Here is a 16,791-nt window from a genome sequence, read left to right as displayed (position 1 = left end):
CGCCGCCCCCGCACCGGGCCGGATCGTCCGCCCGCTGCGTGCCACCGCGACGGACGCCGCGCCGCCGGGCCGGACGGTCCGCTCGCCCCGCCCCGCGGTGGCACGGAACCGGATCGCTCGCCCGCTCACTTCTCGGCCACCCCGGCCGAGTCGAAGGTGGCCACCTCGTGCAGCACCCGGACCGCGCCGGTGACCACCGGCAGGGCGAGCAGCGCGCCGGTGCCCTCGCCGAGGCGCAGCCCGAGGTCGATCAGCGGGTCGAGGCCGAGGTGGCGCAGCGCGGCCGACGCGCCCGGCTCGGCCGAGCGGTGCCCGGCGACCATCGCGCCCACCGCCTCCGGGGCGAACGCGGCGGCGGCGAGCGCCGCGCTGACCGCGATCACCCCGTCGAGCAGCGCCGGCACCCGGCGGGCGGCGGCGCCCAGGATCAGCCCGGCCAGGGCGGCGTGCTCCAGGCCGCCGACGGCGGCGAGCACGCCGAGCGGGTCGGCCGGGTCGGGGGCGTGCCGGGCCAGTGCCGCCCGGACCACGTCGACCTTGCGGGCGTACGTCGGGTCGTCCACCCCGGTGCCCCGACCGGTCGCCTCGGCCGGGGCGATGCCGGTGAACGCGGCGACCAGCACGGCGGCCGGGGTGGTGTTGCCGATGCCCATGTCCCCGGTGAGCAGGATGCCCGCCCCGGCGTCGATCAACTCCCGGGCGACCCGGATGCCGGTCTCCACGGCGGCGCGGGCCTCGTCCCGGGTGAGGGCGGCGGTGACGGCGAGGTCACGGGTGCCGGGGCGTACGTTCGCCGCCACCAGCCGGGGACCACCCGCCGGGACGGGCGGGGCGGGCGGCAGCGGGGTGGCGAGGCCGACGTCGACCACGGTGACCGAGGCGCCGACCTGCCGGGCGAACGCGTTGACCACCGCCCCGCCGGCCAGGAAGTTGCCGACCATCTGCGCGGTGACCTCCTGCGGCCAGGGGGTCACCCCCTGGGCGTGCACGCCGTGGTCGCCGGCGAAGATCGCCACGGCGGCCGGCTCGGGCAGCGGCGGGGGGCAGGCGGCGGCCAGCCCGGCGAGCCGGACGGAGAGTTCCTCCAGGGCGCCCAGCGAGCCGGCCGGCTTGGTGAGCCGGCCGTGCAGCTCCCCGGCGGCCACCATCGCCGGCTCGTCGAGCGGCCGGATCGCCGCGGCCGTGGACTCGAGCATCATGCCTCCAGGATCTCCGCCAGTATCTGGGTGAACGCGTCGGTGGTGGCCCGGTCGCGTACAGCCACCCGCAGCCAGTCGGGGCCGAGGCCGGGGAAGGTGTCGCCCCGGCGTACCGCCCAGCCGCACTGGCGCAGGCGCTGCCGTACCTCGGCCGCGCCGGGCAGGTGGACCAGCACGAACGCGCTGGCCGGGCGGCCCGCGACGCGTACCCCCGGCAGGGCCGACAGGCGGGCGGACAGGTGGTCGCGGTCGGCCGCCAGCGCGGCGGCGATCGCGCGCTCGGCCGCGACGGCGGCCGGGGAGGCGCAGGCGGTGGCGGCGGCGAGCGCCGGGGTGGAGACCGCCCAGAGCGGCTGGGCCGCGGCCAGCCGGGCCAGCAGCCCGGCGTCGCCGAGCAGGTAGCCGATCCGCAGCCCGGCCAGCCCCCAGGTCTTGGTCAGGCTGCGCACCACGACCAGGCCGGGCAGGTCCCGGCGGGCGGCCAGGGACGCCGGTTCACCCGGTACGCCGGGCGCGGCGGTGGTGTCGGCGAACGCCTCGTCGACGACGAGGACGCGGCCGGGGCGGGCCAGCGCGGCGAGATCGGCGGCCGGATGCAGCACCGAGGTGGGGTTGGTCGGGTTGCCGATCATGACGAGGTCGGCGTCGTCCGGCACCCGGGCGGGGTCGAGCCGGAAGTCCTCCGCCGGGTCGAGCAGCACCCGCTCGACCTCGTGCCTGGCGGCCCGCAGCGCGGCCTCCGGCTCGGTGAACTGCGGGTGCACGACCACCGGCCGGCGCATCCCGGTCAGCGCCCGGGCGAGCAGCACGAACCCCTCGGCCGCCCCGGCGGTGAGCAGTACCTCCTCCGGGGGACGCCCGTGCCGGCCGGCGACGGCCGCGCGTGCCGGCCGGGGGTCCGGGTACGCGGCCAGGTCGCCCAGCGCCGCGGTGATCGGGTCGGCCAGCCAGTCCGGCATCGGGGCCCGCCGCACGTTGACCGCGAGGTCGACCAGGCCGTCGCCGACCTCGGCGTCCCCGTGGTGGCCGAGGTCCGGCTCATCCCGGGTGGGGGTCGTCGATGCCGGCTGAGCACGCATGTCCGCGATCCTGCCGGGAAGCCGCCGTGCGGGACAGCGCATCCCGGGGTGGGCCGCGTCACCACCCGCCGACCCACCTTCCCGTTTATGAATTCTTCTCATTTCCGAATCGGAAATGTCATAGCTTGACCCTGTGAGCAACCGACCCCTTGCTGGCGCTGGTCGTCTCGTCCCTCTCCTACGTGCCGGGCTGATCGCGGGCATCGTGCTCGCCGGAGCCCTCTACCCGCTGGCCGCCTTCACCGGGCTCGGCGCCAAGGCCACCGCGCACGCCGTGGAGCAGAAGACGAACATCCTGCGCACCGCGCTGCCCGCCGAGACCTCCTACCTGTACGCGCCCGACGGCAAGACCGTGCTGACGATGTTCTACGAGGAGTACCGGCGCTACACGAAGCTGTCGGACATGTCCCCGAACATCCAGCAGGCCATCGTGGCCGCCGAGGACAGCCGCTTCTACCAACACCACGGCGTCGACCCGAAGGGCGTCGCCCGGGCCTTCGTGGCCAACTCCCGCTCCGGCGGGGTGTCCCAGGGCGCGTCGACCCTGACCATGCAGTTCGTCCGGATGGCCCTGCGCGACAGCGCCCGGACCCCGAAGGAGGTCCAGGAGGCCACCCAGCAGACCAGCCTGCGCAAGGTCAAGGAGATGCGGATGGCCCTGGACGTGGAGAAGGAGCTGAGCAAGGAGCAGATCCTGGAGCGCTACCTGAACTCCGCGTACTTCGGCCACCGGGCGTACGGCATCTACGCCGCCGCGCAGATCTTCTTCTCCAAGACGCCGGCCACCCTCACCCCGGCCGAGTCGGCCACCCTCGCCGGCCTGGTCAAGTCCCCGTCGGAGTACGACCCGGTCACCTCCGACCAGAAGGACGCCACCGGGCGACGCAACTACGTGCTCGACCGGATGGCCCAGCTCGGCTACCTCTCGCCGGACGACGCCACGGCGGCGAAGGCCGAGCCGATCCAGCTACGGCTGACCAACCCGCCGAACGACTGCGCCTCGCTGCCGGAGAAGTACAACAGCTGGGGCTTCGCCTGCGACTACCTCAAGAACTGGTGGAGCGCGCAGCCGGCGTTCGGCGAGAACCGGCTGGAACGGATGGACAAGCTGCGCCGGGGCGGCTACCGGATCGTGCTCAGCATCGACCCGAAGATGCAGGAGGCGGCCGAGAACAACGTCGGGGCCAAGGACAGCACCGGCAGCCCGTTCGCCAACGGCATCGTGCTCGCCGAACCGGGGACCGGGCGGGTGAAGGCGATGGCGGTGAACCGGAACTACTCGCTGGACGTCAGCGAGAACGGGCTCAGCTCGAACCCGGAGGCCGGCCCGAAGGTGAAGGCGAACTACCCGAACACGGTCGCGCCGCTGCTCGGCGGCGGCGATCTGCCCGGGTACCAGGCCGGGTCGACGTTCAAGATGTTCCCGATGCTGGCCGCGCTCAACGCGGGCATGCCGCTGTCCACCGCGTACGACTCGCCGTACAAGTACCAGTCGGCGATCTACGACGGCTGGGCCCCGTCCAACGCGAGCGCCGCGATGACCGGCCGGCAGACCATGTGGTCCGGCTTCGGCAAGTCGGTGAACACCTACTTCGTGCAACTGGAGGAGAAGGTCGGGGCGGACGCCGCGGTCCGGCTCGCCGAGCAGCTCGGGCTGCGCTGGCGCACCGACGTCGACCGGGAGCAGGCGTCACCCGGCAAGGCGAAGAAGTGGGGCGCGTTCACCCTCGGCGTCTCCGACGCCACCCCGCTGGAGATGGCGAACGCCTACGCCGCGATCGCCGCCGACGGGCGGTACTGCGAGGCGATGCCGGTCCAGTCGATCAGCAACCGGGACGGCAATCCGGCGACGTACACCACGGCCGGCGGGATCGAGCGGGAGATCGCCAAGCCGCGCTGCCGACAGGTGGTCAGCGCGGACGCCGCCCGGGCCGCCACCGACGCCGCCCGCTGCCCCACCGGGGACACCCCGGCGAAGGGTGGCTGCGGGGGCTGGTCGACGGCGGACAGCGTGCGGGGCACCGTGGGACGGCCGGTGGCCGGCAAGACGGGCACCACGGACAGCACCCGGTCGGCCTGGTTCGTCGGGTACACCCCGGAGCTGGCGGCGGCGAGCTTCATCGCCGACCCGGACAATCCGTTCAACGCGGTGGGCGACGGCCAGTCCCAGATCCCGGTCAACGCGGTCGCCCAGACCCTCCACGACGCCCTCAAGGGCCAACCCACCCGCCAGTTCACCCCACCCTCCGACGCAATAGTCGGCTGACCCACCACCCACCCGAGCACCGCCCGGTGCTCCTTGTAGCCCGCCTACGCCCGGCCCGGCCGGCGGCTGCGGGGCCGTGGTGGCCCGCCGCGGCCAGTGGTGGCCGTCATACGGGTAGCCTCGACGCGTGTACCGGTTCCTCCTGACGCCACGCTGGCTGGGCATCCTCGCACTGACCCTGGTCGCTGCGGCCGTGATGGTGCTGCTCGGCAACTGGCAGCTGGACCGCTACCGGGGCCGGACGGCGATCAACGAGCGGATCGACGCCGGGGAGCGGATGGCCCCGGTGCCGCTGCGGGACGCCGTGCCCGCGCCGAGCGGGGGCGCCGGCACCGCCGGCCCGGCCCCCGCCGACGAGGCCACCTGGACCCGGGTCACCGCGACCGGGCGGTACGACCCGGCGAACGTCGTCCTGGTGCGCGGCCGGACGGTCGACAACCGGGTCGGCTTCGAGGTGGTCACCCCGCTGGTCCTCGCCGACGGCACGGCCGTACTCGTCGACCAGGGCTGGGTGCCGCCGGCGCCCGGCGGCGCGATGGCCCAGCCGCAGCTTCCGCCGGTGCCGCAGGGCGAGGTGACCGTGGTGGGTCGGGTGCACCCGACCGAGAGCGGCGGCGGGGCCGTCGACCGGCGCGCGGGCCGGCTGGAGACCCGTCGGATCGCCGTCCCCCGGCTGGCCGGCGAACTGCCGTACCCGGTGCACGGCGCATACGTCCTGCTGGACGAGCAGACGCCGGCCGCCGACCCGCTGTTCCAGGCGGTGCCGATCGGGCACACCAACAACTGGCAGAACTTCGGGTACGTGGTGCAGTGGTGGCTGTTCGCCGCCATGACGCTCTTCGGCTACGGCTGGGTGGCCCGGCGGGAGGCCCGCCGGATGGCCGGGCTGGACGAGCCGCGCAAGCCGGTCGACCGGGCCGCCGAGCCCATCCCGACCACCCCGGCCTGACACCTGCGGGCTCGACGATTCGGAGGGGAACTCCGGCCAGCCGCCGGACGATCGGCGGGCCCGCGACACGGCGGAACGTTGTAGTGTCCGCAGGTGATCAACTTCCGTGGGGGGTCACGGTGACCCCTGATCCCACGCCACCGCCGCACCCGGAGCCGCCGCACCCGGAGCCGCCGCCCCTGGCGCATCCGTCGGAGCCGGTGACGACGACGCACCCGTCGACCGATCCCTGGGCGGTCACGCCCCGGTCGACGACGTACTCGACCCCGCCGGCCGGATTCCCGGCCACGGCCAACCCGTTCGCCGCTCCCCCGCCCGTCGCACTGCCCGCCGCACTGCCCGCCACGCGGCCGTTCCCCGCCCCACCTGCCGACCAGTTCCCGGCAGCCCCGGCAGCCGCCCAGTACTCGGCACCGCCGGACCAGTACTCGGCACCGCCGGACCAGTACTCGGCACCGCCGGACCAGTACTCGGCACCGCCCGCCCCGTACTCCGCGCCGCCGGTTCACTACTCGGCACCGCCCGCCCCGTACTCCGCGCCGCCGGCCCAGTACTCCGCACCGCCGGACCCGTACTCGGCACCGCCGGTTCAGTACTCCCTACCGCCGGCCGCCGGTCGGCCCGGGCCGCACCCGCCCGTGATGGCGCCGCCGACCATGGCCCCGGGCGGCGGCCCGCAGTACGGGGCGCCGTCCGCCGTGGCGGTGCAGATCGGCGAGATCATGGTGACGCCGCCGGAGATCCGTACGCCGGCCGGCGTGCTGCCCCTGGCCGGGGCGCAGTGGCACGTCGCCGACTACTGGCAGAAGGAGGAGAAGATCGCCCCCTGGGCGATCGTCTGCGCCATCCTCGGGTTCTTCTGCCTCACCATCTTCAGCCTGCTCTTCCTGTTGATCAAGGAGACCCGGCACCACGGCACCGTGCAGGTCACGGTCACCAGCGGGCCCCGGCAGTACGTGGCCCGCATCCCCGTCACCGACCAGGGGCAGGTCATGCACGTCAACAACCAGGTCAACTACGCCCGGTCGCTGTCGATGCGCTGACCCCGACGCCGCCGGCCCGGGGCCCTCCGTCACGGGACGCGCCCGCCGACGGGGTGGCCCCGGGGGCCGGTCAGGACCGGCGACCGGCGTGGATGGCCCGGACCGCGTCGATCGTGTCTGCCTCGGCGGCGGTCTTGTCGCTGCGGTAACGGACCACGCGGGCGAAGCGCAGCGCCAGCCCGCCCGGGTAGCGGGAGCTGGTCTGGACGCCGTCGAAGGCGATCTCCACGACCTGCTCGGGCCGGACCCGGACCACCCAGTCGCCCCGCTCCACGGCGAGGGCGAGGAACCGCTCGGTCTGCCAGCGCAGCAACTCGTCGGTGAGCCCCTTGAACGTCTTGCCGAGCATGACGAACTCGCCGCTGCCCGAGGCCCGCGCGCCGAGGTGCAGGTTCGACAGCCACCCGCTGCGCCGGCCGCTGCCCCACTCCACCGCGAGCACCACCAGGTCGAGGGTGTGCCGGGGTTTCACCTTCACCCAGGCCGCGCCGCGCCGCCCGGCGTCGTAGGGGGCGTCGAGGGACTTGACCACCACCCCCTCCTGGCCGGCGTCCAGGGCCGCGGCGAAGGCCGCCCCGGCCGGCTCCGGCCCGTCGACCTCCAACCGGCCGACCAGCAGCCTCGGGTCGACGGCCCCGGCCAGCGCCGCCCACCGCTCCCGGCCCGGCCGGTCGACCAGGTCCTCCCCGTCGAGGTGCAGCAGGTCGAAGAAGTACGGCGTCAGCACGGCCTCGCCGGTGGTCCCGGCGGCGGCGAGGACCGCCGGGGCGACCGGGGCGGGGCCGGCGGTGCTCGGCGTGGTGCGCCGGGCGGCCCGGCTGGCCGTCTGCTGGAACGGCAGCGGCCGGCCGGTGGCGTCCAACCCGATCGCCTCGCCGTCGAGCACCAACTCCCGGGCGGGCAGCGCCCGGACGGCGGCGACCACCTCGGGCACCCGGGCGGTGATCTCGTCCAGGCTGCGGGTGAAGACCGCGATGTCGGAGCCCGCGCGGTGCACCTGGATGCGGATGCCGTCGAGCTTCACGTCGACCACGGCGGGGACGCCGGTCGCGGCCAGCGCCTCGTCGACCGAGGGGGCGCTCTGGGCCAGCATCGGGGCGAGCGGCCGGCCTACCTGGAGCCCGAAGTCGGCCAGCGCGACGGCGCCGCCGCGCAGGGCGGCCACCGCGACCGCGCGCAGGTCGCCGGCGAGCAGCAGGGCCCGGCGGACGGCGCCCAGCGGCACGTCGGCGGCCCGGGCGACCGCGTCGGCGAGCAGCCCCGCCTGGGCGCCCTGGCGCAGCTCGCCGCTGAACAGCCCGCGCAGCATGCGCTGCTCGTCGGCGGTGGCCCCGGCGAAGAGGGCATCGAGCAGCGCCCGGCGCCGGGCCTGGGAGCCGGGGCCGCGCACCGCCGCGATCTCGTCGATCGCGGCGTCGACCGCGGCGACGGTCAGGGTCGGTTCGGCGGCCGGCGGCGGCAGGTCACGCAGGCCGGCCCAGCCCACTCCGGTCTGGCGTTGCCGCAACTCGCCGGCGAGCCAGCCGGCCCCCGCCGGCACCTCGGCCGGGTCGAGCGACTTCAGGGCGGCGGCGAGCAGCTCCACCTTGGCCCGCCGGCCGCTGGTGGCGCCCACGGCGGCGGAGGTGGCCGCCAGGTCCAGGAACCGCACGCTCCCATCCTGCCAGCCACCCCCGACACCGCTGGGGATACGCGGCGGACGCCCGGAAGTTGCCGCTTCCGGGCGCTCAGCCGCCCCCCGACGCCGGGCCACTCCCCCCAGACCGGCCCGGCGACGACCTGATCAGGCCGGAACGGGCTCCTCGATGCGCAGGCCACGGGCGCGCACCTCGTCGGCGACCCGGGAGAGCATCGCGTCGAGCGCGACCAGGGCGGTGGAGAGATCACCGATCCGGTCCTTGAGCGTGTCCTCGGGCCACGCGGAGACGTCGACGTCCCCCAGAGCGCTGACGGCGGCCTCAAGCCGGGCCATCACCTCGTTCGTACTCATGTTCGAAAGGCTATAACAGCTCCGCTCCCGACACGCCGAGAACATCCACCTGAACTGCCACGTTACCGTTTCGTCACCTAACTCCGGTTCGTGCCGGCGGCGGCCACCTTGGCCAGCAGCAACGCCTCGGCCCGGCAGACCCGGGCGAACTCGCCCAGGTGCAGACTCTCGTTCGGCCCGTGCGCCCGGGCGTGCGGGTCCTCGACGCCGGTCACCAGGATCGCGGCCTGCGGGAACATCTCCTGGAAGGTGGCGATGAACGGGATCGAGCCGCCGATGCCGATGTCCACCGGCTCGGTCCCGTCCCAGGCGGTACGGAAGGCGTCCCGCGCCGCGTCGAACATCGGCCCGGACGCGTCGATGACGCACGGATCGCCATCGTGCTCGAACGTCACCGTCACCCGGGCGCCCCACGGCGCGTGCTTGGCGAGGTGCTCCTGGAGCGCCGTGTACGCCCGCTTCCGGTCGTCGCCCGGCGCCAGCCGTACGCTGAGCTTGGCCTTGGCCGCCGGGACCAGGGCGTTGGGGGCCTCGCCGGTGGCCGGGGCGTCGATGCCCAGCACCGCGAGCGCCGGCTTGGTCCACAGCCGGTCGGTGATCCGGCCGGTGCCGATGAACGACACCCCCTCGGCCAGCCCGGCCTCGGCCCGGAACCGGCCCTCCGGGTAGTCGACGGACGCCCCCTCCCGGCCGGCCAGCCCGGCCACGGCCACGTCCCCGGCGTCGTCGTGCAGGGTGGCCAGCAGCCGGGCCAGCGCGGTCAGCGCGTCCGGCACCGGGCCGCCGAACATGCCGCTGTGCACCGGGTGGTCCAGGGTGCGGACCTCGACGAAGCAGTTGACGATGCCACGCAGCGAGGTGGTCAGCGCCGGCACGCCGACGTCCCAGTTGGCGGAGTCGGCGATCACGATGACGTCCGAGGCGAGCTCGTCGCGGTGCTCGGCGAGCAGCCGCTCCAGCGAGTCCGAACCGTACTCCTCCTCGCCCTCGATGAAGAGCACCACGCCGACCGGGAGCCGGTCGCCGAACGCGCGCAGCGCCGCGACGTGCGCCATGATGCCGGCCTTGTCGTCGGCCGCGCCCCGCCCGTAGAGGCGGCCGTCGCGCTCGACCGGCTCGAACGGGTCGGACTCCCACAGCGACAGGTCGCCGACCGGCTGCACGTCGTGGTGGGCGTAGAGCAGCACGGTCGGCGCGCCGGGCGGGGCGGCCCTCGTCCCGATCACCGCCGGCTGCCCGCCCGAGCGCACGATCCGCACGTCGAGGTCGCAGCCGCGCAGCAGCTCCGCCACGGCCTCGGCCGAGCGCTCCACGTGCGAGTGGTCGAAGCCCTCGAAGGCGATGCCGGGGATGCGGACGAGTCGTTCCAGGTCGGCGCGGACGCCGGGCAGTTCCCGCTCGACGGCGGCCCGCACCTCGGCGTCGGACATGATCGGTGAGGTCATGACCGGCATCGTATGCCGGCCTTACCTCCACCGGCCGCCCGCGGCCCGGAGGCGGACGTACTCCCGATCGGGATCGTGCGGCGCGGCCGGGGCGCCGTCGACCACCAGGTCCACCGCGTCGGCCGTGCCGTCGGCGTCGAAGTGCGCCCGCTCGCCGGCGTGCCAGCGGCGCAGCTCCGGCAGGATCCCCGGCCCGTCCCGGGCCACCGCCCGGGCCAGCCGCAGCGCGGCGGGCGCGGTGACCAGGACCGACAGGGTCAGCTCCGGCCGGACCACGGCCCGCGCCGCGCTGACCCCCTCGACCAGCACCACGGGGGCGGGCGGCACCGGCACCTCGCGGGGCAGGAAGGACCTGCGCGCCCAGCTGTACCGCTGGTACCCGCCCGGCCGGCCGGCGCGCAGCGGCGCGAGCACCCGCGCCTCCAGCCGGGGCCAGAAGGTGAGCTGGTCGGACCAGCCGTCGAGCAGGTCGTCGGTGTGCACCACCGGCGGTCGCCCGCCGCCGGGCAGCGCGGCGAGGGCGTCCGCGAGGCGCGCGGCGAAGACGCTCTTCCCCGCGCCGCTGCACCCGTCGACCGCCACCAGTCGGGTACGCCCCAACCGCGCCGGCCCGGCCAGCACCCGCCGGCCCAGTTCGGCGTACGTCTCGACGACCGGCACCACCACGGGCCCGACGCTAGCCGCCCGGGGCGCCCCGATCCTGGCGGGTACGTCGTCCGGTCGAACCGGGGCGGTTTCATTGCGCGGACCACGCGGGCGGTGGGCATGATCGTGCCGTGCGCCACAACGTGATGAGCCCGGGCGTCGACGCCCTGCTGGAACAGGCCCGCTCCGGGGTCCGCCGGCTGACCCCGCACGAGACCGTCGAGGCGGTACGCCTCGGCGCGCTGCTCGTCGACACCCGAACCGAGGCGCAGCGCCGGGAACAGGGCGAGCTGCCCGGCGCGGTCGTCATCGACCGGACGGTGCTGGAGTGGCGGCTGGACCCGGCCAGCGACTGGCGCGTCCCCGAGGCCACCGGGTACGACCGGGAGATCGTGCTGGTGTGCCGCCAGGGCTACAGCTCCAGCCTCGCCGTGGCCAGCCTGCGCACGCTCGGCCTGCACTGCGCCACCGACATGGTCGGCGGGGTGGAGGCGTGGCGGGAGGCAGGGCTGCCGATGTCCGACCGCCCCGCCGACGTCCGCTACTGATCGCCGACTGCGGTCAGGCCGACTGCGGTCAGGCCGGCTCGGCCACCCGGGCCAGCCAGTCCGCCGCCTCGGCCGGGGTGAGCGCCCCGTCCACGACCAACGCCGCGGACATCAGCGGGAACCGCCTGATGTTGTTCCAGCTCCGCTGGTACGGCGGCGGGTCCAGGACCACGACGCGGGTGTCGTCGAAGAGCGGGATGTCCGCCGGGGCGCCCTCGTTCCAGATCCACTTGCCGTGCCCGTCGACCAGGTTGAAGCTGCCGACGACCGTGCCGCCGAACCGGTCCTCCGGCGCGTCGGTGGCCACCGCGACCCAGGACGGGTCGACGGCCAGCCCCTCGATCAGCCCCCGCTCGGCCGGCCCGGCGAGCGCCCCGGCCAGCAGGGTGTGCAACTGGAAGTTGTCGGCGACGCCGTCGATGGTGACCCGCCAGCCCCGGCCGGTCTCCCGGTGCAGCACGAGCAGCCGCTCGCCGTCGAGCACCCGCAGCAGCCCGAGGACGCAGTCCAGGTCGGGCCGCTCGCCGGCCAGCTCCGCCCCGACCGCGAGCAGCCGCTCCCGGTGCGGGAACGTGGCCCGCACGGCGGCGGACTGCTGCAACAGGGTGATCGCGGGCATCGCCCAGGTGCCGGCCGCGTACCAGCCCTGGACCGCGTCGAAGGCGGCCTGCTCGTCGTCGTACGCCTCGGTCAGCACGCCGATCGCCGCGTCCATGGTGGCGGGATCGTCGGGGTCGGGCGGCGCGTCGTCGCCGCGTACCCGCTGCCAGCCGGACCGGAACCGGTGCGCGCCGGTGAGGGCGGCGGAGAACCCGTCGGCCACCGGGGCGACCAGCGGGTCGGGGCGGGCGCCCAGCTCGACCAGCGCCCCGCACAGGACGGAGAACTGGCCCCCGGCCCCGGTGCCGAGCTGCGGCAGCAGCGCCACGCACCGGGGCAGCACGGCGTCCAGTTCCGCGACGGACGCCTGCTGCGCCACCTGCCAGACCCTCGGCACGGCCCTGGTCATGGCGGTGCCGTCGCGCTCGCGTACGGCCGCCTCGACGTCGGCGATCCGGTCCGCCAGCTTCCCCCTGCGATTGAAGATCATCGGCGCAGCCTAGCGAGCACGCCTGCCCCCGCACGGCCCATTCCCCGGGCCCGTGAGCACCCGGTGCGGCCAGCCAGGCACTGTCCAAAAATGTGCGACGCGCCACTACCCCCACCCCACCCGCCCCCACCCACCCCGCCCCGCCGCCGCCCCGCCTCACCCCCGTCAGCCGCGCAGATTCAGAGAATGTGTGGCCTTTCGGCGCTCCATGACCACACATTCTCTGAATTTGCGCCGATCGAGGGCGGGGGACGGGGGCGGGCGGGGTGGGGTGGGGTGGGGTGGGTCAGTTGGGTGCGCCGGGTGGGATGAACGGCAGCCCGGCGGGTGGGCCGGACTCGATCAGCCGCCACAGGGCCTCGGTGTCCAGGTGCTCCTCGACCAGGTCGCCGAGCAGGTCCAGGGACCGCTCGCGGGCGGCGGCGAACGCGGTGTCCGGGGCGGCCCGGAAGCCGGTGCGGCCGGCGAGCCGCGCCGCCTCGGTCAGGAACCGGCGGCGGAACCCGTCGGACTCGAAGGCCCCGTGCCAGTGGGTGCCGTGCACCGCGCCGAGCACCGCCCCCTCCCCCGTGCCGTCGTCGTACGTCAGCAGGGGCGGCAGCGCCGGGTCGGCCGACGAGACGTACCCGTGGTGGATCTCGTACCCCCGGACCGGGACGCCCGGGTCGGCGGCGGCGGTGCCGGCCGACTGCCGGACGGTCTTGCGCTCCTCGAAGGTGACCTCGACCGGCAGCAGGCCCAGCCCCGGGACGCTGCCCGCGCGGCTCTCCACCGGGTCGTGCACGGCCCGGCCCAGCATCTGGAAGCCGCCGCAGATGCCCAGCAGCGGCTTCCCGGCCGCCACGTGGGCCGCCACGGCGTCGGCCAGCCCGGTCTCCCGCAGCCAGGCCAGGTCGGCCACCGTGGACTTGGAGCCGGGGAGCACGACCAGGTCGGCGGCGGCCAGCTCGGCGGGCTCCACGGTCAGCCGGACCCGGACGCCGGGCTCGGTGGCCAGCGCCTCGACGTCGGTGGCGTTGCTGATCCTGGGCAGCCGGACCACCGCCACGTCCAGCCAGTCGGTGCCGTGCGGGGCCGCCGGCCGGCCGAGCACCCGGCCGTACGCGAGGGAGTCCTCGGCGTCGAGCCACAGGTCCAGGTGCCAGGGCAACACCCCGTACGCGGGGCGGCCGGTGACCCGGCGCAGCATGTCCAGCCCCGGCTGGAGCAGGCCGAGGTCGCCCCGGAACTTGTTGATCACGAAGCCGGCGATCAACGCCTGGTCGGCAGGGTCGAGCAGGGCGACCGTGCCGAACATCGAGGCGAACACCCCGCCCCGGTCGATGTCGCCCACCACGATCGTGGGCAACCCGGCGTGCCGGGCCAGCCCCATGTTCACGTAGTCGCCGGCCCGCAGGTTGATCTCCGCCGGGCTGCCGGCCCCCTCGCAGACCACCACCTCGTACGCCTCGCGCAGCTCGGCGAGCGCGGCGAAGGCCGCCTCGGCGAGCCGGGGCCGCAGGGCGCGGTAGTTGCCGGCGGTGACCGTGTCGACGGCCTCGCCGAGCAGCACCACCTGGCTGGACCGGTCGCTGCCCGGCTTGAGCAGCACCGGATTGAACCGCAGGTCGGGGGCGATCCCGCAGGCCGCCGCCTGCATCGCCTGGGCCCGGCCGATCTCGCCGCCCCGGCCGTCCGGGCCGAGGACCACCGCCGAGTTGTTGGACATGTTCTGCGCCTTGAACGGCGCGACCTTCACCCCGCGCCGGTGCAGCCACCGGCAGATCCCGGCGGTGAGCACGCTCTTGCCCGCGTCGGAGGTGGTCCCCGCGACCAGCAGCCCCCCGCTCACCGCCCCTCCCCCGCCCCGCGCGCCCGGGCGGCCACGGCCCGCCAACCCGTCCTCGCCACCGCGCCGACCAGCCGACCCGCGGTGACCGGGTACGCGGCGGCCACGCCGAGCGCGGCCAGCCCGACCGTGCCGGAGATCCTCGCGGCCCGCTTCAGGTGCCGCGCCTCGGGGCGGGGCCCGTCGCCCAGGTACGGCCGCACCTCCGACCGCCCGAAGTAGACGTTGCGCCCGCCGAGCCGTACGCCGAGCGCCCCGGCCATCGCCGCCTCGCACTGCCCGGCGTTCGGGCTGGGATGGTCGTTGCGATCCCGCAGCCAGACCCGCCACGCCCGACTCCGGTCGCCGTGCGCGGTCGGGGCGAGGGCGATCGTGAGCAGCCCGGTCAGCCGGGCCGGGGCGAGATTGAGCACGTCGTCGAGGCGGGCCGCCGGGGTGCCGAACCGGGCGTACCGGGGCGACCGGTGGCCGACCATCGCGTCGAGCGTGTTGGCCGCGCGGTAGCCGAGCAGGCCGGGCAGGCCGGCGACCGCCCCCCACAGCAGCGGCGCCACCACCGCGTCGGAGGTGTTCTCGGCGACCGACTCGACAGTGGCGCGGGCCAGCTCCCGCTCGTCGAGCGTCGACGGGTCCCGCCCGCACAGGTGCCCCAGGCGGCGGCGGGCCTTCGGCAGGTCCCCGCCGCGCAGCGCCCGGCCCATGACCTTCGCCTCGTGGCGCAGGGTGCGCCCGCCGAGCACCGTCCAGGTGGCGGCGGCCATCAGCACGGCCCGGCCGACCGGCCGGTGCCGGGTGGCCACCGTCGCCGCCGCGCCGACCAGCACCGGCACGCCGACCGCGAGCGCGGTGAACACCACCCCGGCGGTACGGTCCGGCCGGTACACGCGCTGTTCCAGCGCCCCGGCCGCCCGGCCGAAGCCGGCCACGGGATGCCACCGCCGGGGGTCACCGAGGAGAGAGTCGAGGGCGTACCCCGCCACCAGACCTGCCGCGTTAGCCACGGCGACCGACTGCCGCACCTGCCACCACCTCCGGCCGGCCAGCCTAGCCGCGGTGATTGACGAAAACCCCGCACCGGTCGGATTTCCCACGCGCAGCGCCTCCCCCGGGCGGGGCCACGCTCGGCCGCCACGGCCGCTATGCCGACCTCACGCCCGAGGCCATGTCGGGCCGTCTGATCGACCGCCACGGCCGGCCGTCACTGGTAGCTGATCAGTTCGAGCAGAGTTCCGTCGGGATCGCGGAAGTAGACACTCCGGCCGTGGCCACGCCCGCCGTCGCGGTCGACCGGCCCGGTCTCCACGGCGACGGCGTGCCGCTGGAGATGGTCGAGAATCTCGTCCACCGTCCCGGGCCAGGAGAAACACAGATCGCTGCCGCCGGGGGCGACAGGAAGACGAGCGACCAGCGTCCCGACGTCCAGGCCGGGGCCGTGAACATTGAGCTGCTGGTCGCCGAACCGGTACGCGACCCGGCCGCCGGGATGCCCGACGACCTCGGCACCGAGCACATCCCGGTAGAAGGTCGCAGACCTGTCCCAGTCGCTCACCGCGATCACGCAATGATCGAGCCTGATCTCCCCGCGCACGGCCCGAACGCTAACAGCACGGCAGGTCCGGGGGAATCGGAACGGACGACGCTCGACGGGCTGCCCCGTGCCAGCCCGTCGAGCGCCCCGGCCGATCGTCAGGCGGGCACCGGGACCCGTCCACGGCCCCGCCGGCCCCGGCGGTCGGGCGTCACCCCGTCCGGCTCACCGCCGGGCGGTTCCGGGTCGTCGTGACCGCCCTGGGCCGACAGGCCGACCTCACCGGCCCTGGCGACATCGCCGGAGGGTGCCTCGCCGTCAGGCAACGGGGACAGGTCGTCCCCGCCGTCGACGCCCAACTCCGTCAGCTCGTCGTCGGCGGGATCGGCCCGGTCGTCGAAGGGGTCCCCCGCCAGGTTCTCGAAGTCGGGGCCACCGGCCGGGTCCCGCCCTGCGTGCGGGGCGTCGAACGAGCCCCGGGCCGGATCGAAGCCGCCCGGCTCGAAGTCCTCGTCGAGGGGACGGTCGGCCGCCGAGGCGGGCGCCTGCCCCCGCGGGACCCGCTCGGTCGGCTCCCCGTGCACCCGGCTTTCCGCCTCGGCGTCCTCGACGGCGCTCGTGGCCATGCTCGGCCGGTTGCGCAGGAACCGCCCCCGCCCCCGGGCCAGGTCGTGCCCGACCGCGACCGCCTCCATCTCGTAGAGGGTGCGGTGGTTGCCGGCCTCGTCGGTCCAGTCCCGGGTGTAGAGGCGGCCGGCCACCACGACCGGGTCGCCGACCATCACCGAGGAGGCGACCCCCTCGGCCAGCTTGCGCCAGCAGTTGACGCGGACCCGAAGGCTGTTGCCGTCGACCCACCGGCCGCTGTCCCGATCGAGCCGGCGGGCGGTGGAGGCGACCTTGAAGTTGGCCACCAGCGTGTTGCTCTGGGTGGTGCGCCGCCACTCGGGCGCGGTTAAGATATTTCCGACAATTGTTACGTAGGTGTCGAACATCGTCCCTCCAGGGGAGAACCGGGGACTTGCCATGCGAGTCGACTCACCGCCGAGCCTGGCCGCCCCGGCCGCCCGTCGCCATCGGCCGGTCGCCACCTGTGGACAACGGGGCGGCCTGTGGACAACAGCCTGATCAAGGTCCCGGTGTGCTATGTCCCCTGGTGGGGTCAACGTCCTCGGCCGGCG

15 protein-coding genes are annotated in these 16,791 nt (G+C 75.3%); 4 read left to right on the top strand and 11 right to left on the bottom strand.

The genetic code is table 11. The features are described from left to right. Positions 1-125 precede the first annotated feature (125 nt). Together cobT and cobC are read right to left on the bottom strand one after the other, a co-directional pair. Entirely contained in the window at positions 126-1,196 is a 1,071-nt protein-coding gene (cobT, locus tag OOK41_RS09390; RefSeq protein WP_266264001.1) for a nicotinate-nucleotide--dimethylbenzimidazole phosphoribosyltransferase, read from the bottom strand. Beyond that, a complete protein-coding gene (gene cobC / locus OOK41_RS09385) occupies positions 1,196-2,278 on the bottom strand; it encodes an Rv2231c family pyridoxal phosphate-dependent protein CobC (protein ID WP_266264000.1) in 1,083 nt (360 codons plus the stop codon). The genes cobT and cobC overlap by 1 nt, the downstream gene beginning before the upstream one ends. 133 nt (positions 2,279-2,411) lie before the next feature. Between cobC and OOK41_RS09380 the strand changes: the two genes are divergently transcribed. The 3 genes from OOK41_RS09380 (at position 2,412) to OOK41_RS09370 (ending at position 6,536) form a co-directional block, all read left to right on the top strand. Beyond that, positions 2,412-4,544: a transglycosylase domain-containing protein gene (locus OOK41_RS09380; RefSeq protein ID WP_117670878.1), complete on the top strand. Its 2,133-nt coding sequence runs from the start codon at positions 2,412-2,414 to the stop codon at positions 4,542-4,544. A 127-nt stretch (positions 4,545-4,671) separates the two neighbouring features. Further along, complete coding sequence (locus OOK41_RS09375) at positions 4,672-5,493, top strand: SURF1 family protein (protein ID WP_117670876.1); 822 nt, start codon at positions 4,672-4,674, stop codon at positions 5,491-5,493. Between the two features lie 119 nt (positions 5,494-5,612). Further along, positions 5,613-6,536, top strand: a complete 924-nt coding sequence (locus OOK41_RS09370; RefSeq protein WP_266263998.1) for a hypothetical protein — start codon at positions 5,613-5,615, stop codon at positions 6,534-6,536. Between the two features lie 70 nt (positions 6,537-6,606). On the opposite strand, the gene OOK41_RS09365 is transcribed toward OOK41_RS09370, so the two are convergent. The 4 genes from OOK41_RS09365 to OOK41_RS09350 all read right to left on the bottom strand — a co-directional run bounded on the left by OOK41_RS09365 (position 6,607) and on the right by OOK41_RS09350 (position 10,637). Beyond that, complete coding sequence (locus OOK41_RS09365; RefSeq protein ID WP_117670872.1) at positions 6,607-8,187, bottom strand: ATP-dependent DNA ligase; 1,581 nt, start codon at positions 8,185-8,187, stop codon at positions 6,607-6,609. A 132-nt stretch (positions 8,188-8,319) separates the two neighbouring features. Beyond that, positions 8,320-8,526 (bottom strand): hypothetical protein, encoded by a 207-nt coding sequence (locus OOK41_RS09360; protein WP_117670870.1) that lies wholly within the window; start codon positions 8,524-8,526, stop codon positions 8,320-8,322. Positions 8,527-8,603: 77 nt separating this feature from the next. Then, positions 8,604-9,956: a dipeptidase gene (locus OOK41_RS09355; protein WP_266267761.1), complete on the bottom strand. Its 1,353-nt coding sequence runs from the start codon at positions 9,954-9,956 to the stop codon at positions 8,604-8,606. Between the two features lie 36 nt (positions 9,957-9,992). Continuing rightward, positions 9,993-10,637 (bottom strand): hypothetical protein, encoded by a 645-nt coding sequence (locus OOK41_RS09350; RefSeq protein ID WP_266263994.1) that lies wholly within the window; start codon positions 10,635-10,637, stop codon positions 9,993-9,995. A gap of 125 nt (positions 10,638-10,762) precedes the next feature. On the opposite strand from OOK41_RS09350, the gene OOK41_RS09345 reads away from it, so the two are divergent. Next, on the top strand, positions 10,763-11,164 hold the full coding sequence (locus tag OOK41_RS09345; protein WP_117670984.1) for a rhodanese-like domain-containing protein: 402 nt from the start codon (positions 10,763-10,765) through the stop codon (positions 11,162-11,164). A gap of 28 nt (positions 11,165-11,192) precedes the next feature. On the opposite strand, the gene OOK41_RS09340 is transcribed toward OOK41_RS09345, so the two are convergent. The 5 genes from OOK41_RS09340 to ssb form a co-directional block, all read right to left on the bottom strand. Next, complete coding sequence (locus OOK41_RS09340; protein ID WP_266263992.1) at positions 11,193-12,254, bottom strand: hypothetical protein; 1,062 nt, start codon at positions 12,252-12,254, stop codon at positions 11,193-11,195. A gap of 286 nt (positions 12,255-12,540) precedes the next feature. After that, complete coding sequence (locus tag OOK41_RS09335) at positions 12,541-14,085, bottom strand: cobyric acid synthase (RefSeq protein ID WP_117670980.1); 1,545 nt, start codon at positions 14,083-14,085, stop codon at positions 12,541-12,543. Beyond that, positions 14,082-15,101: a cobalamin biosynthesis protein gene (locus OOK41_RS09330; RefSeq protein WP_266263989.1), complete on the bottom strand. Its 1,020-nt coding sequence runs from the start codon at positions 15,099-15,101 to the stop codon at positions 14,082-14,084. Before OOK41_RS09330 ends, OOK41_RS09335 begins: the two co-directional genes overlap by 4 nt. 179 nt (positions 15,102-15,280) lie before the next feature. Beyond that, positions 15,281-15,670 carry a VOC family protein gene (locus OOK41_RS09325; protein ID WP_117670862.1) on the bottom strand — a complete coding sequence of 130 codons (390 nt, stop codon included), beginning with the start codon at positions 15,668-15,670 and terminating at the stop codon, positions 15,281-15,283. A gap of 98 nt (positions 15,671-15,768) precedes the next feature. Then, positions 15,769-16,605, bottom strand: coding sequence for a single-stranded DNA-binding protein (gene ssb, locus OOK41_RS09320; protein ID WP_266263988.1), 837 nt, complete (start codon positions 16,603-16,605; stop codon positions 15,769-15,771). Positions 16,606-16,791 lie beyond the last annotated feature (186 nt).

This window comes from Micromonospora sp. NBC_01655, from assembly GCF_026339755.1.
Taxonomy (GTDB): domain Bacteria; phylum Actinomycetota; class Actinomycetes; order Mycobacteriales; family Micromonosporaceae; genus Micromonospora.
This window is presented reverse-complemented; position numbering and strand designations above follow the sequence as displayed.

Bases quoted from the DNA above. Each gene is read 5' to 3' on its own strand.
- cobT (WP_266264001.1), bottom strand. From the start codon at position 1,196: ATGCTCGAGTCCACGGCCGCGGCGATCCGGCCGCTCGACGAGCCGGCG.
- cobC (WP_266264000.1), bottom strand. From the start codon at position 2,278: ATGCGTGCTCAGCCGGCATCGACGACCCCCACCCGGGATGAGCCGGAC.
- OOK41_RS09360 (WP_117670870.1), bottom strand. From the start codon at position 8,526: ATGAGTACGAACGAGGTGATGGCCCGGCTTGAGGCCGCCGTCAGCGCT.
- OOK41_RS09355 (WP_266267761.1), bottom strand. From the start codon at position 9,956: ATGTCCGACGCCGAGGTGCGGGCCGCCGTCGAGCGGGAACTGCCCGGC.
- OOK41_RS09345 (WP_117670984.1), top strand. From the start codon at position 10,763: ATGAGCCCGGGCGTCGACGCCCTGCTGGAACAGGCCCGCTCCGGGGTC.
- OOK41_RS09340 (WP_266263992.1), bottom strand. From the start codon at position 12,254: ATGATCTTCAATCGCAGGGGGAAGCTGGCGGACCGGATCGCCGACGTC.
- ssb (WP_266263988.1), bottom strand. From the start codon at position 16,605: ATGTTCGACACCTACGTAACAATTGTCGGAAATATCTTAACCGCGCCC.